The sequence below is a fragment of the Brevundimonas bacteroides DSM 4726 genome (assembly GCF_000701445.1).
In the GTDB taxonomy this organism is placed as follows: domain Bacteria; phylum Pseudomonadota; class Alphaproteobacteria; order Caulobacterales; family Caulobacteraceae; genus Brevundimonas; species Brevundimonas bacteroides.
The window spans coordinates 403,114-417,966 of the sequence record NZ_JNIX01000007.1; the positions used below are offsets into that span (position 1 = coordinate 403,114).

At 68.0% G+C, this 14,853-nt stretch carries 13 protein-coding genes; 8 read left to right on the forward strand and 5 right to left on the reverse strand.

Annotated elements, in window-relative coordinates; genetic code table 11:
- Window positions 1-59 precede the first annotated feature (59 nt).
- Together Q333_RS0104245 and Q333_RS0104250 are read right to left on the reverse strand one after the other, a co-directional pair.
- Window positions 60-488: an organic hydroperoxide resistance protein gene (locus Q333_RS0104245; RefSeq protein ID WP_029415503.1), complete on the reverse strand. Its 429-nt coding sequence runs from the start codon at window positions 486-488 to the stop codon at window positions 60-62.
- A 62-nt stretch (window positions 489-550) separates the two neighbouring features.
- Window positions 551-1,222, reverse strand: coding sequence for a J domain-containing protein (locus tag Q333_RS0104250; RefSeq protein WP_029415504.1), 672 nt, complete (start codon window positions 1,220-1,222; stop codon window positions 551-553).
- 45 nt (window positions 1,223-1,267) lie between these two features.
- On the opposite strand from Q333_RS0104250, the gene Q333_RS0104255 reads away from it, so the two are divergent.
- The 8 genes from Q333_RS0104255 to Q333_RS0104290 all read left to right on the forward strand — a co-directional run bounded on the left by Q333_RS0104255 (window position 1,268) and on the right by Q333_RS0104290 (window position 11,229).
- A complete protein-coding gene (locus Q333_RS0104255; RefSeq protein WP_029415505.1) occupies window positions 1,268-1,567 on the forward strand; it encodes a BolA family protein in 300 nt (99 codons plus the stop codon).
- Between the two features lie 76 nt (window positions 1,568-1,643).
- Window positions 1,644-3,461, forward strand: coding sequence for a response regulator (locus Q333_RS0104260; RefSeq protein ID WP_029415506.1), 1,818 nt, complete (start codon window positions 1,644-1,646; stop codon window positions 3,459-3,461).
- A 97-nt stretch (window positions 3,462-3,558) separates the two neighbouring features.
- Window positions 3,559-4,047: an RcnB family protein gene (locus Q333_RS0104265; protein WP_029415507.1), complete on the forward strand. Its 489-nt coding sequence runs from the start codon at window positions 3,559-3,561 to the stop codon at window positions 4,045-4,047.
- A gap of 84 nt (window positions 4,048-4,131) precedes the next feature.
- Window positions 4,132-5,823: a cisplatin damage response ATP-dependent DNA ligase gene (locus Q333_RS0104270; RefSeq protein WP_029415508.1), complete on the forward strand. Its 1,692-nt coding sequence runs from the start codon at window positions 4,132-4,134 to the stop codon at window positions 5,821-5,823.
- A 59-nt stretch (window positions 5,824-5,882) separates the two neighbouring features.
- Window positions 5,883-6,872: a mechanosensitive ion channel family protein gene (locus tag Q333_RS0104275; protein WP_051651105.1), complete on the forward strand. Its 990-nt coding sequence runs from the start codon at window positions 5,883-5,885 to the stop codon at window positions 6,870-6,872.
- Window position 6,873: 1 nt separating this feature from the next.
- On the forward strand, window positions 6,874-7,890 hold the full coding sequence (locus tag Q333_RS0104280; RefSeq protein WP_029415510.1) for a threonine aldolase family protein: 1,017 nt from the start codon (window positions 6,874-6,876) through the stop codon (window positions 7,888-7,890).
- Window positions 7,891-7,968: 78 nt separating this feature from the next.
- Window positions 7,969-9,846, forward strand: a complete 1,878-nt coding sequence (locus Q333_RS0104285) for an ABCB family ABC transporter ATP-binding protein/permease (RefSeq protein ID WP_035293698.1) — start codon at window positions 7,969-7,971, stop codon at window positions 9,844-9,846.
- 198 nt (window positions 9,847-10,044) lie between these two features.
- Window positions 10,045-11,229: a hypothetical protein gene (locus Q333_RS0104290; RefSeq protein ID WP_051651106.1), complete on the forward strand. Its 1,185-nt coding sequence runs from the start codon at window positions 10,045-10,047 to the stop codon at window positions 11,227-11,229.
- Window positions 11,230-11,312: 83 nt separating this feature from the next.
- Here Q333_RS0104290 and Q333_RS16850 read toward each other — a convergent pair whose 3' ends face one another.
- The 3 genes from Q333_RS16850 to Q333_RS0104305 all read right to left on the reverse strand — a co-directional run bounded on the left by Q333_RS16850 (window position 11,313) and on the right by Q333_RS0104305 (window position 14,802).
- Window positions 11,313-12,212, reverse strand: a complete 900-nt coding sequence (locus tag Q333_RS16850) for an AraC family transcriptional regulator (RefSeq protein ID WP_051651107.1) — start codon at window positions 12,210-12,212, stop codon at window positions 11,313-11,315.
- Window positions 12,213-12,311: 99 nt separating this feature from the next.
- Window positions 12,312-13,262, reverse strand: a complete 951-nt coding sequence (locus tag Q333_RS0104300; protein WP_029415514.1) for an acetyl-CoA carboxylase carboxyltransferase subunit alpha — start codon at window positions 13,260-13,262, stop codon at window positions 12,312-12,314.
- Between the two features lie 85 nt (window positions 13,263-13,347).
- A complete protein-coding gene (locus tag Q333_RS0104305; RefSeq protein ID WP_051651108.1) occupies window positions 13,348-14,802 on the reverse strand; it encodes a ComEC/Rec2 family competence protein in 1,455 nt (484 codons plus the stop codon).
- Window positions 14,803-14,853 lie beyond the last annotated feature (51 nt).

Below are 14,853 nucleotides of genomic sequence, written 5' to 3' on the forward strand. Positions count from 1 at the left end.
CGCTCCTCTAGAGGCGCCGCGCGCGCGGCTCAACACGCGCGCGGCCTCTTTGGGTGCGGTTATTCCGCCGACAGGTCGACGTCGACGTTGCCGCGCGTGGCGTTGGAGTAGGGGCAGACCTGATGAGCCTTGGCGATCAGGGCGTCGATGGCGGCCTTGTCCAGGCCGTGGTCGGTGACCTTCAGGTCCACGGAGATATTGTAGCCCTCGCCGCGGTCGTTCTTGCCGAAGCCGATTCCGGAGTGGACCTTGGTGTCCGGCCCGACCGGCGTGCCTGCCTGCTGGCTGACCAGACGCAGCGCCCCGAGGTAGCAGGCGGCGTAGCCCACGGCGAACAGCTGCTCCGGATTGGTGCCCGGGCCGTCGTCGCCGCCCATCGCCTTGGGCACGGACAGAGCGACGTCGATCTTGCCGTCGTCGGTGTGCGACCGCCCGCCCGCGCGGCCTCCGCCCGAGGCGACGGCGTGGGCCTTGTAGAGAACGTCCATGTGTGGCTCCTGTTGGGAAGAGGAGCCTGATGTAGTGTGTCCCTCGCCCAGCGGGAGAGGGATCAGTTGGCCATCCCGGCCTTCTTCAGCGTCTTGTAAGCCTTGATGACGCGCTGCAGCTTGGCCTCCGCGCCCCGGTCGCCCTGGTTCAGGTCGGGGTGGAAGCGTTTCAGCAGCTCATGATAGCGCGCCTTGACCGCCGCCTTGTCGGTTCGGGCGTCCAGATCGAGGTCGGCCAGCGCCTGTCGCTCCAGCTTGCCCAGCCGCAGCCCTTCTTCTTCTGCCGCCGCCTGTTCGCGCACGCGGCGGCCGAACAGGCCGAAGCTGTCGTGCCAGCCCCCGGTGCCTCCGGTATTGGCTGTGCCCATCTTGGCCGCGAAGGCCGCGGCCTCGCGGGAAAACTTGCCCGCCTTCATCTCCCAGGTCGGACGGCCGCCGGTCATGGCCTCGCGTTCCTGGGCGGCGCGGATCTGGCCCTCGGTCATGCCGGCGTAGAAGTTCCAGCCCTTGTTGTACTCGCCCGCGTGCGGCTGGCAGAAGTCGTAGAATTCGTTCAGCCGCTCGCGGGACTTGGGCGCCCTGGCGGTCGCGGCGCGGTTGCAGTCGGGCCACTGGCAGGGCTTCTCGCCCGGCTTCAGGCGCAGGACATCGGCCTCCGCTTCCTCCTCCTCGGGGCACGGCGGCTTGATCCGCATGTCCTTGAAGCGGGGTTTGTACTGGAACGAAGCAGGCATCGTCTCCAGTGTAGGGGCGATTTGGTCACCATCAAGGAACACCGCATGGCCGAAGGCCCGATTGCGACGATTATCCGCAAGAAGCTGACGGCGGCGCTCGCTCCGACGCGGCTCGAGATCGAAGACGACAGCGCCCGCCACGCCGGACACCACCACGAAGGCGGCATGGACGCGAAACCGGGCGGTGAGAGCCACTTCAATCTGAACGTCGTGTCCGCCGCGTTCGAAGGGCAAAATCGGGTGGCGCGCCAGCGGACGATCAACGCCCTACTGGCCGAGGAACTGGCCGGTCCTGTGCACGCCTTGTCGATCCGCGCCCTGACGCCGGCTGAGGCCGTGGACTGACGAAAACGTCGTTCACCCCCTCTTAGAAGGTTCGCCCTAGCGTGGCATTCGGGACTGTTTGCACGACGGGGTAGGGATGGTTGGGTCCGAGGAGATCGGCAAGAGCCTCGGCGCCGGGCAAGGCGCTGCGGGCGACGCCGCCCAGGCCCTGACGGCCATCCTGCAGACGCAGTATCTGCGTTATCTCATTATCGCCAGCTGGGCGCTGGGTTTGCTCGCGACCGTCGGCTGGCTTGAAGCGGGGGTCTGGTTCTGCGGCACGGTCGCGGCGGGGGCCGTCCGCGGCGCCTTCGAACGGCGGATGGCGGACAAGGTAGCGGCCGGCTGGGGACTGGTGTTTCCCGCCATCGCGACGGTCACAACGGCCGCCTGGGCGTCCGCCCCGCTGCTGGCCTGGTTCTCCGGCCATGAGTTCGGCCATTCCCTGGCTGTCGCCCTCTTGATCGGCGGCTATGTGCTGGTCTTCTCGCAGCTGAGAAGCTCGCCGAGGCAGGCCATCGTCATCTCCTCGCCCTATTCGCTGGCCGCTGTCGTCATTCTGGCCAGCAGTTGGGGCACGCCGGAGTTCTGGCCGTTCCTGGCCATCATGCCGTTCACGGCAGCCGGCCTGTTTGTGCTGGTCACCATGACCATGCTGCGGGAGGAGCGCATCAAGGCTTTCCAGGAGCATCAGGCCCATCTGATCGAGGAGCTTCAGGCCGCCCGCGACAAGGCCGACGCCGCCAACCAGGCCAAGTCCAGCTTTCTGGGCGTTATCTCGCACGAGCTGCGCACGCCCATGAACGGTGTGCTGGGCGCGGCCCAGCTGCTGAGCGCCACCCGGCTGGAGGCCACCCAGCGCGAGTATCTTTCGATCATCCGCAACTCGGGCGACAACCTGCTAAGCCTGCTGAACGACATTCTCGACATGACCAAGATCGAGGCGGGTAAGATGACCTTCGAGGTCATCGACATCAATATCGAGGACCTGCATCGCCGTGTGACTGGCCCGTTCGTCGCCCAGGCCGAGGCCAAGGGGCTCGAGTTCCGCTCGACGTTCGACGGCGAACCGCCCGCTGTGGTTCGCGGTGATCCCCTGCGCGTCTGTCAGGTGATACAGAACCTGCTGTCGAACGCCGTGAAGTTCACGGAGACTGGTGCCGTCGAATACGTGGTGCGCACGCGCCGCATCAGCGATCGGCGGTGCGTCTTCGAATTCGCCGTAACCGACAGCGGCGCCGGGATCGCGCCCGATGATCTGGAGCGGCTGTTCCAGCCCTTTACCCAGGCCGACGTGTCCTCGACCCGCAAGTTTGGCGGCACGGGGCTGGGCCTGACTATCGCTCGGCGGATGGCCAACATCATGGGTGGGGACATCACCGTGACGTCCACGGTAGGCGTCGGTTCGACATTTACCCTGTCGGTCGAGGCCGAGGTGGTGGAATGGAAGTCCATCCAGGCGATCGAGGCCGTCGATGCCGACGGTGAAGATGGCGAGAGCCTGTCTGTGCTGGTCGTCGAGGACCACCCAGTCAACCGTATGATTTTGGAGGCTTGGCTGACGTCGGCTGGGCACACCACAACCGCGGCCGAGAACGGCCAGATCGCCGTCGATCTGGCCGCCGATCAGGGCTTCGATCTTATCATCATGGACGTGAACATGCCCGTGATGGACGGTCTCAGCGCGACCCGCCTGATTCGTCAGGCCGGGGCCAACCAGAACACGCCGGTTGCCGTTCTGTCAGCGTCCGCCCGGCACGAGGATCACGAAGCGGGTCTGCAGGCCGGGGCCGACGCCTATCTGAACAAACCCATCGATTTCTCCGCCTTGGCCCGACTGATCCAGACGGTCGGATCGGGCCGCGACGCCGTGCGCGAGATGGCGGAATGCGACGAGAACCGGGCGGCGGCCTGAACCGCGCCTGACGTTCCCCGTTCAGACCGGGCTCAAACGCGGGCTCCTAAGGTGAGCGCAGGTCGGTAGTTCCCGACACGCCCCAGGAGTATCCGCCGTGAAGAAACTCATCATCGCCAGCCTGGCCGCCCTCGTCGCGGCAGGCTCAATGGCCACCGCCTCCGCCGCCGACGCACAGTCGCGCTATGACCGCAACGACCGCCAGGAACAGCGCCAGGACCGTCGTGACGATCGTCAGGACCGCCGTGAATGGCGCGAGGACCGTCGTGAATGGCGTCAGGAGCAGCGCGAGGATCGTCGCGACTACCGCCAGCAGGCCCGGGCCTACGAGCGGTGGCAGCGGGCAGAGCGCCGCTACAACGCTGGCCGCTACTATGCTCCGCGCGGCTATCAGTATCGCCAATGGAGCTATGGCCAGCGAATCCCCAGCGCCTATGTGAACGGCTACGTGATCCGTGACTACAACCGCTATGGTCTGCGCCAGCCGCCCCAGGGCTATCACTATGTCCGCAGCGGCAATGACGTGGTCCTCGCTGCCGTCGCCGGTGGCCTGATCACCGCCGTGATCGCGGGCCTGTTCAACTAAGACTCGCGCCCGAAAGCGACGCCCTGGAGGGAGACCTCCGGGGCGTTTTCGCGTTTGGACCTGTCCATGCCTAGATGAGGGCCGATGCGCGCTTTCGCCGAATTGCTGGACCGCCTGGCCCTGACGGGATCGAGGAACGCCAAGCTCGTCCTGCTGCGCGACTACCTGCGGGCGACGCCCGATCCGGACCGGGGCTGGGCGCTGGCGGCCCTGACCGGAGACCTGACCTTCGACTCCGCCAAGCCGGCGATGATCCGCAAGGCCGTGGAGGCCCGGGTCGATGCGGTCCTGTTCGGCTGGTCTTACGACTATGTGGGCGATCTGGCCGAAACGGTGGCCCTGATCTGGCCGGCCGATCCGGAGTACCGACCCAATCGCGAACCCGAGTTGGGCGAGGTGGTCGAGGCGCTCCGCACCGCCAAGCGCTCAGAGGTGCAGAGTCTGATCGAAGGATGGCTGGACGCGCTCCAGCCCAAGGGCCGCTGGGCCTTGCTGAAGCTTGTGACCGGAGCTTTGCGTGTCGGCCTCTCGGCCCGGCTGGCGAAGACCGCGGCCGCCATGATCCGGCCGGAGGTGATCCTGGAGGCGCCGGATCCGGAAGGCGGGGAGGGGGCGACGCCTCTTGTGCCCGTCGACGTTTCGGAGATCGAGGAGGTCTGGCATGCGGTCGATCCGCCCTACGCCGACCTGTTCGCCTGGCTGGAGGGACGGGTGGAGCGGCCCAGCCCCGATAGCCCCGGCCGCTTCCGCCCCGTGATGCTAGCGGTCGCCATCGATGAGGCGGTCGATTTCCAGAAGCTGGACCCCGCCGACTACGCCGCCGAATGGAAGTGGGACGGCATCCGCGTTCAGGCGGTCAATGAGGGCGGGGTGAAGCGGCTCTACTCCCGAACCGGCGACGAGATCGCCGCCGCCTTCCCCGAGGTGGTGTCGGCCCTGACGTTCGAGGGAGCGATCGACGGAGAACTGGTCGTCATGCGCGATGGGCAGATCGCGCCCTTCGGCGACCTGCAGCAGCGACTGAACCGCAAGACCGTCGACGCCAAGGCCATGGCCGCCTTCCCGGCCGCCATCGTGGCTTATGACGCCCTGGCGCTGGACGGCGAGGACATGCGACCCCTGTCCTTGCGGCAGCGTCGGGCGCGGCTGGAGGCCATGGTCGGGGCGCATGGCGGCGAGCGGCTGATCTTGTCGCCGGTCGTCACCTACGCCGACTGGACCGAGCTCGGGCGGCTGCGCGCCGATCCGCCGGTCGGGGCGGCGGCGGAAGGGCTGATGCTGAAGCGATGGGACAGCCCCTACCTGGCGGGGCGGCCGAAGGGGCCGTGGTTCAAGTGGAAGCGCGATCCGCACACGATCGACGCCGTGCTGATGTACGCCCAGCGCGGGCATGGGAAGCGGTCCAGCTTCTATTCCGACTACACCTTCGGCGTCTGGACACCCGAAGGCACGCTGACGCCCGTCGGCAAGGCCTATTTCGGCTTCACCGACGAGGAGCTGAAGCAGCTGGACAAGTTCGTTCGGGATCATACCGTCGACCGGTTCGGCCCGGTGCGGTCGGTCCGAGCCGAGCGAGACTTTGGCCTCGTGCTGGAGGTCGCGTTCGAGGGTCTGCAGCGTTCGCCCCGACACAAGTCGGGCGTCGCCATGCGCTTTCCGCGCGTCAGCCGCATCCGCTGGGACAAGCCTGCGCGCGAAGCCGCCACGATCGACGAGGTCATGGACCTGCTGGACGCCATCGAGGGCGGCGGCGGGCGGATCGCCGTCCCGGTCTGAGCTGCGGAAATTAGCGCAGGAGGGTTCCATTCCGGACTCGCGGCGTTAGACCCACCCGTATGACCGCATCAGAAACCGCCTTGGCCTCGCTCGTCGCGTCCGGGGAGCAGGCTGTCGCCGTCGATACGGCCATGATCGCCAAGCTGACGCAGATCGCGGGCGACTTCGCCGTCAACCTGGCTTTGGCCCTGATCATCTTGGCGGCGACGATCTTCGCTGCGAAGTGGGCGGCCCGCGCCACACGCAAGGGATTGGGCCGTGTCAGGGGCTTTCGCCACGATCCCACGGTCCTGAGCTTCGCCGTCCAGGTCGTGCGGGTCCTTGTCTATCTGATCGGCCTGATTGCTGTGCTGCAGCGCCTGGGCGTACAGACCACGTCCATCATCGCGGTTCTGGGCGCGGCTTCCCTCGCGGTGGGCCTGGCCTTGCAGGGCACATTGTCGAACGTGGCGGCGGGGGTGATGCTGCTGATCCTGCGGCCCTATCGGGTCGGCGACTTGGTGAACATCGGCGGCAATGTCGGCAGGGTGCAGCGTCTGGACCTGTTCTTCACCCAGTTGGCCGATGTAAACAACGTCAAGATCATGTGCCCGAACGGCAAGGTGTTCGGCGACTTCATCCTAAATCTGTCGGGCCAGGGGACCCGCCGCATCGAACTCAAGATCGGCGTGGGCTATGGCTCGGACCTGACGCGGGCGCGAGAGGTGCTGGTGTCGGCCGCAGCGGCCGATCCTCACGTAATCGCCGATCCTGCGCCCTGGGCCGGCGTCACCGGCATGCTGGACAGCGCCATCGAGATCACCCTGACAGCCTGGGTCAGCTCGGATGCCTATTGGCAGACCCGCGCTGACGTCTTCCAGGCGGCTAAGGAAGCCCTGGACGCGGCCGACATTGAAATCCCATTCCCGCACCAGGTGGCCGTTCCCTATGGCGACGACGACCTGGTCATGCCGATCTCTGCTGAGGGCGTGGGCCTTAGGCGCGGTCGCGACGATCCGCGCAGCGCAGGCTTCGGACCTGGACGCGACCCCGACGAGAGTGAGGCCTGACATGCGCTATGACTTCGGTTCCGACAACACCGCCGGCATGGCGCCCGCCGCGCTCAAGGGCCTGATCGACGCCAACGCCGGTTACGCGCGGGCCTATGGCGCTGACGAGATCACGGCCCGCGCCGCCGACCAGATCCGCCAGCGGCTGGATGCGGACGCCGAGATCCGCTTCGTCTTCTCCGGCACGGCGGCCAACGCCATCGCCCTGTCCATGCTGGCCTGGCCGCACGAGGCGGTGTTGGCCCACCACGCCGCCCACGTCTGCACCGATGAGACGGGTGCGCCGGGGTTCTTCGGCCAGGGCGTCGGCCTGATCGGCCTGCCCGGCTTCTCCGGCAAGATCGACCAGAAGGCCCTGCTGGCGGCGCTGGAAGAGCCCGAGGTCGGCCACCGCCAGCCGCCGGCCGCGCTCAGCCTGACCCAGTCGACGGAATACGGCACGGTCTACACCGAGGAGGAGCTACGCCACCTGATAGAGCCGGTGAAGGCCAGGGGATACGGCGTGCACCTGGACGGAGCGCGGCTGGCCAATGCGGCGGCGGCGGGCTTCGACCTGAACCAGATCGCGCGGCTGGGCGTCGACGTCCTGGTGTTTGGCGGTGCAAAGGCGGGCGGCCTTTGCACCGAGGCGATCGTGATGTTCGACAAGTCGCTGGCCCGGCGCATCGACAACCGCCTGAAGCAGGCGGGGCAGCAGGCGTCCAAGGCCCGCTACCTGGCCGCGCCGCTGCTCGGCATGCTGGAAAGCGGCGACTGGGAGGGCGGGGCCGCCCACGCCAATCTGATGGCCCAGCGGCTGGCGGAAGGCGTCGCCATGCGCACGCCCTTCGCCCTGGCCCATCCGATTGAGGCCAACGCCGTCTTCGTCCGCATGCCGGCCAAGGCGCACCAGGCGCTGAACGCGGCGGGCTGGGCCTGCTATCGCTTCGACGACGGCTCGGTACGCTTCGTCTGCTCATGGGCGACCGAGGTATCGGCGGTGGACGAGCTGCTGGACGCGATCTCCGGTCTCAACTGACGCCTTTCGCAGCGGCGCGGCACGGCCCATATGCGAGACATGGCGAGAGGCGAACGGGCGGGCAGGCGAAGCGGTTCGATGGAGGCGAAGGCGCAGGCGGCGGGCGCCGTTGCCGAACCCCCCGTTGATCCCAAGACCCTCCCGGCGCTCATGGACCTGGCGCGACTGGTGGGCCGGTCGCAGGCGCCGCAGCTCAAACTCCGCCTGACGATCGCCGTGCTGCTTACCATCGCGGGCAAGGCGCTGGGCGTGCTGGCGCCGCTGGTGCTGGGCGCCGCGGTCAATCATCTGGCGGCCGACCAGCCGGCGGGCGTCGCAGTCGGGCTGGGCTTTGCGGGGTTTGCGGTCGGCTGGGCGATCGTGCGGTTCCTGTCGACGGCAGCGCCGCAGCTGTCGGACGTCGTCTTCGCGCCGGTGCGTCAGGCCGCGCAACGACGGGCGGCGGCGGAGACCTTCGCCCATGCGCTGAGCTTGTCGCTGGACTTCCACCAGACCAAGCGGTCGGGCGCGCTCTCGCGTACCGTCGACCGGGGATCCCGGGCGGTGGATTTCCTGCTGCGCATCCTTGCCTTCAATCTCGTCCCTACCGGCCTTGAGTTGATCCTGGCCGCTGGCGTGCTGGGCGGGGCCTACGATTGGCGCTTTGCCGCCGTCGCGGTCGTGGTGGTGGTGGTCTACGCCGTCTTCACCTTCGCCATCTCGAACTGGCGGATCGAGCACCGGCGCACGATGAACACCGCCGACACCGAGGCGGCGGGCCAGGCGGTCGACGCCCTTCTGAACTACGAGACCGTCAAGTCCTTCGGCGCTGAAGGTCGCGCCGCCGAAAGCTACGATCGCGCGTTGGGCGTGTACGGCGCGGCGGCGCTCAAGGCCAACAACTCGCTCGCCCTGCTGAACGCGGTGCAGGCTCTGATCATGAACGTCGGCCTGGGCGTGATGGCGGTCATGGCGGGGTTCGAGGCTGCGGCGGGGCGCATGGGGCCCGGCGATGTGACGGCGGCCGTGCTGATCCTGATCTCGCTCTATGCGCCGCTGAACATCCTCGGCTTCGCCTATCGGGAAATCCGCCAGTCCTTCATCGACATGGAGGAGATGCTGAAGGTCACGCGCCAGCAGCCCCTGGTCGCCGATGCGCCGGATGCCCCGCCTCTGCCCCGGTCGCCGGAACGCGGCGGGGCCTCGCTGGCATTCGAGGATGTGTCGTACCGTCATGACGCGCGGTCCAGCGGACTGGAGGACGTCTCCTTTGTCGTCCCGCCGGGCACGACGACGGCGCTGGTCGGTCCTTCGGGCTCGGGCAAGTCGACCATCGTCAAGCTGGCGCTGCGTCTGCTCGACCCTCAGAACGGCCGGGTGCTGATCGAGGGCGTCGACGCCCGCGACGTGACCCAGGCCTCGCTGCGTCAGGCCGTGGCGCTGGTTCCGCAGGACGTGGCCCTGTTCAACGACTCGATCCGGGTCAACATCGCCTTCGCGCGGCCGGACGCGGACGAGGCGGCGGTGTGGGCCGCGGCTGAGGCGGCGGAGCTGGCGGACTTCATCCGGGGCCTGCCTGACGGCATGAACACCAAGGTCGGCGAGCGCGGCCTGAAGCTGTCCGGCGGTGAGCGCCAGAGGGTCGGCATCGCTCGCGCCTTGCTGGCCGATCCGTCCATCCTGATCCTGGACGAGGCCACCAGCGCGCTCGACAGCCGCACCGAGGCCGCCATCCAGAAGACGCTCAGGAAAGCGCGGGCGGGCCGAACCACCCTGGTCGTCGCCCACCGCCTGTCGACCATCGCCGACGCCGACCAGATCCTGGTGCTCAAGGCCGGGCGGATCATCGAGCGCGGCGCCCACTACGAGCTGGTCGCCCGGGTCGGCGGCGAATACGCCGCCCTGTGGCGTAAGCAGACGCGTGGCGCCCGCGCGGCGGAACCGGGTCGGCCGGAGGCTTCGCCGGCCGCGGCCTGAGGCGGATGCGGGGGCCAATCCGCAATTCCTGACAATCCAGCCGCAAGGGCGCGAAAGACGCACCGTCCGGAACGTCCTCTCCTGAGCGCGTCGACAATCGAGGTCGTCGCCTTTGCAACGGCTCGCGTCCGCGAGCGACAGGGGAGCAAAAACACCATGTGCATCAAACGGGAACCACAACGACCGCTGCGATCGGTCGTGGCCCTTCTGTCGGTTCTGGCCGGGGGTCTGGCCGCATCGGCGGCCTCGGCTCAGGTCGTCAACCGCGGAGAGGAGGCCCCGCCCTTCCACGAGGCTCGGCCGGCCCCGGATTCGATCCGCCCAGATCACCAGATCGTCGTCGCCCAGCCCTCGCCGTCGGAGGTCAATCCGTCCTTCCTGGGGCCGGTTCATCTCCTGCGCTCCGCCCGGGTCGATCTGCAGGCCGGCACGGTTACCATGCCGCTGTTCCGCGGAAACCTGGCGTCGGGCGAGACGGTCTGGTCCATCCTGACCGATGTCTCCGACGAGAACCTGGCTGCACTGCACGGTGTGAACTACTCGGCCAAGATGGCCTACGGCATAACTGGCAACGGCGCCCGCCGCGGGAACTTCCGCAACGACGGCAGCTTCCTGTTCCAGTCCGGCCGGGTGGACTTCTCGCCGGATCACGCTGTGACCCCAGGCCAGGCCCCCAACTTCTTCCCGCCTCGCTCGGCCCAGCCAGGCGCTGTCGGCGACGCCTACTATTCCCCGTTCGTCCAGCTGGATAACGCCAAGAGCGCGGTGTTCAACATGCCGATGATGGCCTTCAACGTCAGCGAAGAGCGCCTCAACGCCATGTGCGACGGCGACGTGGACTATAACCTGGTCCACGACAAGGTGGTCAGCATCTGCCCCCGGACCAACACGGTCGTAATCCGTCTGACGCTGGGCTACACCTTCGGTCGGCCGATCTTCTATCTGTCGACGGACGCCAACGATCCGCTAATCGCCACGCTGGAGGGGGCTATCCATGCGCCGGCCCTCAGTGATTTGCCTTTCGCTCTGGAAGACGCGTCTCCGGGCGAATCCGCAGAGCGGATCTACGCCTTCGCCAACGGTCCAACAGGGCTCGACCATCCGTTCCGCCAAGGCGTGAACAGCGCATTGTCGGACGGACGCGGGCCGCTGAACGTCCTGGGAGGCGTGCCGACCATCAATCTGGACTACAGCCCGATGTGGCGGCTCTTCCCGGTGCGCTGGACCGACGAGGCCATCGCCCGCGGCTACCGGACTCGACTGACTGACGCCATCCATATCGAGGATACGGCCGCCAAGGGCTGGATCACCTCTCTGGACGGTGGCCCGGTTCGCGCTGTCGGTTTCCTGATCAACTGCCCCGTCGTCTACCGGGTGAACTGAACGTCAGACCCACTCCTCCCCCCGAGGGCTGACGTTCCGGGCGATCCGCCTCCTTCCCGCACGGGAGCGCGGGTCGCCCCTCTTTATCTGAGCCGCGCAGCCCGCCAGACGCCTGGCGGGCTGCCCGTCTGTCTGCGGAAGACGGTGGTGAAGTGGGCCTGATCCGCGAAACCGCAGGCGTAGGCCACGTCGGCGATGCGCGAGTGGGGCTGGAGCAGGAGCCGCATGGACCGCTCAACGCGGCGGCGCTGAACGAAGCGAAGGGGGGAGACACCGTGCCGGGCCCGGAAAGCGCGGGTGAAATGGAACGGCGACAGGCAGGCCACTGCCGCAAGATCGGTCAGAGTGATCTCCTGATGCAGATGGGCCTCGATGAAGTCGATGACCCGAGTAAAGCGCAGGTCCGTCGGAGGGGCGGGCGCAGGTCCTTCGGAGCGGTGGGCGTCGGCCGCCGACAACAGAGCCGACAGCAGGGCCAGGGCCACACTGTCGACGAACAGGCCGTCGGCCCGCTCAGCCTCCGTCCAGGCGCGGCCCGCCAGCAGCGGGAACATCGGATCCTCGAACGGGCGTTCGTAGACCGGAGCCAGCCGCTCCACCAGCGCAGGGCTCTCGACGGCCGTGGCCAGTCGCTGGGCGGGCGCAGCGACGATGATGAGCTCGCTCGGGCCATCGATCTGGTAGTCGATGTCGGTCAGAGGCGGGGCCGCCACGGTGTGCGGGCGGTCGGTCGGGATGTCGATCCAGCCGTCGCCGAGGTTGTAGCGCGCCGGCGCGCGGGCCACCCGGCGGCGGATGCCGATCAAGAGGTCAGGCGTGGCGCGGTCGGTCAGTCCGTGGCCGTCCTGGCGCACATTCAGCAACTGGACGCCGAGCGAGCCGGCAGACCGCGCCTCGTGCTGGAAACCGGAATAGCCGGATCGGCGGTAGAAGTCGGTGTACGATGGGTGCTCGGCGCGGGCGCGACCCCACCGCTTCGGCATTCCGGTTGTATTGCCGTCATACAGCAAGCGTCGATCCCCCGTTCGGGAGACGCTTCGCGAACTGCCGAGGTTACAATCGGCTCCGAACCCGGAAAAGGATCAGGTCGATCGGCCGATGGCGTAGAACCGCTCGGACCGCTGCGCCCTCAGCTCGGCGGGCGAAAGCGGCAGCAGGGCCTGCAGCTCTTCCCACACCGCGTCGCCGACAGCCGCGATGGCGGCGTCGCGGTCGGCGTGGGCGCCTCCGACGGGCTCAGGGACGACCCGGTCGACGATCTTCATGGCCATGAGGTCGGGCCCGGTGATCTTCATGGCCATGGCGGCGTCCTTCGCCCGCGCGCCGTCGCGCCACAGGATGCCAGCCGCGCCCTCGGGCGAGATGACCGAATAGATGGAGTGCTCCAGCATCAGCACGCGGTTTGCGGCGGCGAGCGCGATCGCGCCGCCCGATCCGCCTTCGCCCGTCACCGTGGCGATCATCGGCGTGCCCAGCACCAGGCCACGCTCGGTCGAGCGGGCGATGGCTTCGGCCTGTCCGCGCTCCTCGGCGCCCAGGCCCGGATAGGCGCCGGCGGTGTCGACGAAGGTCAGGACCGGCAGGCCGAAGCGGTCGGCCATGTGCATCAGGCGCACCGCCTTGCGATAGCCCTCGGGCCGGGCCATGCCGAAGTTGTGGGTCAGGCGGGTCGCGGTGTCGTGGCCTTTCTCGTGGCCCATGACCACGACGGCCTGGCCCCGGAACCGGGCGAGGCCACCGAGAATCGCCTGGTCGTCCCCGAACTGGCGGTCGCCGCGCAGCTCGGTGAAGTCGGTGAACAGGCCGTCCAGATAGTCGACGAAGTGCGGGCGCTGCGGGTGACGAGCGACCTGGGTCTTCTTCCACGGGTCGAGCTCGGCGTAGGTCTTCTTGCGGAGCTGGTCGGCCTTCTTCTTCAGACCGTCGATCTCGGCCTCGAACGAGCCGGAGGTGGCCGACAGCAGGCCCAGCTCCTCGATCTTGGCTTCCAGATCGGCGATCGGCTTTTCGAAGTCGAGGTAATGGGTGGCCATGAGGCGTCCGGATGGGGCGGGCGAAGCGGCCCGGTCACAAGGCGGCGGAACCTAGTCGCGGGGGCGGCGGGGAGCAAGCGCCCTGCTAGACGGCCTTCGGCGCGCTCATCTTCGACACCCGGGGCGCGAACGTCACCGCGCCGGTCGCCGAGACGGTGAAACGGTAGGCCTCGTTGACGCCTGCCTTGCCCGAGTGGGTGAAGGCCAGAACGCGCTCGCCATCCGTGCGGACATGGACGATGCCGAAGTTGGTGCGCTCGAAGGCGAAGAAGGTGCGGCCACCCTGGGTGGCGTTCCCGCGCGCCTTGAAGAAGGCGACCAGCTCCGTGCAGAAGATCACCGACGGCGACGACCGCGACGCCTTGCCGAGCGCCGCCATCAGCGTCGCGCGAGGGTGGATGTGCTCCTTGGTCTCGTTTTCGTCGCCGGACGAGATCATCGACACCACCGGCCCGACTTCGTGGAGGAAGGCCAGGTCGAAATCGTGCGAGCCGTGATGCGGCGTCTTGAAGATCTCGGCGCGCAAGGAGGCGTTGGGCAGGGCCTCGCGCAGCATCTGCATCGACTCCTGGTTCAGGTCGCCGGTGAACAGGAAGCGGACGTGGCCGTAACGCAGGCGGAACGCGATCGAATGGCCGTTGATGGTGTGGGACACCGACATGGAGGTTGATGGCGGCCGGTCAGGCTCTCCCAGCTCGATGTTGGCGTCGTTCGGCGGGGAGCCGAGGCCGAGCAGGGCGGGCTGGCCGCCCACGTTCCTGGTGATCGGCCCGAGGACTTCGACGTCGAGATTGGGTTCGGCCAGGAAGTCGAAGGCGGTCGTCGTGTGCTGGTCTACGCGGGTCATCTGGATGGACGCGCCCGGCTGGACGGCGGCGAGCCGAGCATTCCAGGCCTCGAGGGTGCGTTTCCAGCGCAGGAAGGGCGCGTTCATCTGGCCGTCGGGCACGGCCAGCAGATCGTCGTGCAGATCGACGCACCAAGTTCGTCCGTTGGCCTTGACGGTGGGGCCAAGGCGATCCTTCTCCGGCGCCGACGACCCGCGCTTGACCAAGCCGTTGTGGAGGACGCGGCGGGTGGTGGCGAACAGGCGCTTTCGGGTCTCGGAATGGGTCTCGGACTTGAGAATCTCGTTCAGGCCGTCGAAGTGGTCGGCGTCGCCGTGGGTGACCAGGATGGCGTCGAAGATCAGCGGCTGGGCCGGGCTGGAGCCCCGGAAGCGGGCGGCGACGTGGCGGGCGAACAGCTGGTTGTCGCCGCCGTCGATCAGGACCCGCTTGCCGGCCGGCGTTTCCAGCACCAGGCCGTCGCCCTGCTGCACATCGACCATCGACAGGCGCAGGATCGGCGTGTCGCGCAGTTTCGCCTCGCCCTTGATGCGGCCTTCGGCGGGCGCGCCGTTCCGGGTGAAGCGGATCTTTCGCGTCGTTCCGCCCGCGGGCTCCAGCGGCTCCACCGCGTCGCCCCAGTAGAGCTGGAAGGGTTTGGTCTCGCCATTGATGCGGACATCGATGATGTCGTCGTCGAGGAAGTGGGTCATGCGGCGGCTCCGTGGACGGGTCCGGGAACGCTGAACTTCGGCGACCTTGGG

Excerpts from the sequence above, each read along its gene's own strand:
- Q333_RS0104280 (WP_029415510.1), top strand. The coding sequence starts at position 6,874 with ATGCGCTATGACTTCGGTTCCGACAACACCGCCGGCATGGCGCCCGCC.
- Q333_RS0104260 (WP_029415506.1), top strand. The coding sequence starts at position 1,644 with ATGGTTGGGTCCGAGGAGATCGGCAAGAGCCTCGGCGCCGGGCAAGGC.
- Q333_RS0104275 (WP_051651105.1), top strand. The coding sequence starts at position 5,883 with ATGACCGCATCAGAAACCGCCTTGGCCTCGCTCGTCGCGTCCGGGGAG.
- Q333_RS0104245 (WP_029415503.1), bottom strand. The coding sequence starts at position 488 with ATGGACGTTCTCTACAAGGCCCACGCCGTCGCCTCGGGCGGAGGCCGC.
- Q333_RS0104255 (WP_029415505.1), top strand. The coding sequence starts at position 1,268 with ATGGCCGAAGGCCCGATTGCGACGATTATCCGCAAGAAGCTGACGGCG.
- Q333_RS16850 (WP_051651107.1), bottom strand. The coding sequence starts at position 12,212 with ATGCCGAAGCGGTGGGGTCGCGCCCGCGCCGAGCACCCATCGTACACC.
- Q333_RS0104305 (WP_051651108.1), bottom strand. The coding sequence starts at position 14,802 with ATGACCCACTTCCTCGACGACGACATCATCGATGTCCGCATCAATGGC.
- Q333_RS0104285 (WP_035293698.1), top strand. The coding sequence starts at position 7,969 with ATGGAGGCGAAGGCGCAGGCGGCGGGCGCCGTTGCCGAACCCCCCGTT.
- Q333_RS0104300 (WP_029415514.1), bottom strand. The coding sequence starts at position 13,262 with ATGGCCACCCATTACCTCGACTTCGAAAAGCCGATCGCCGATCTGGAA.
- Q333_RS0104270 (WP_029415508.1), top strand. The coding sequence starts at position 4,132 with ATGCGCGCTTTCGCCGAATTGCTGGACCGCCTGGCCCTGACGGGATCG.
- Q333_RS0104250 (WP_029415504.1), bottom strand. The coding sequence starts at position 1,222 with ATGCCTGCTTCGTTCCAGTACAAACCCCGCTTCAAGGACATGCGGATC.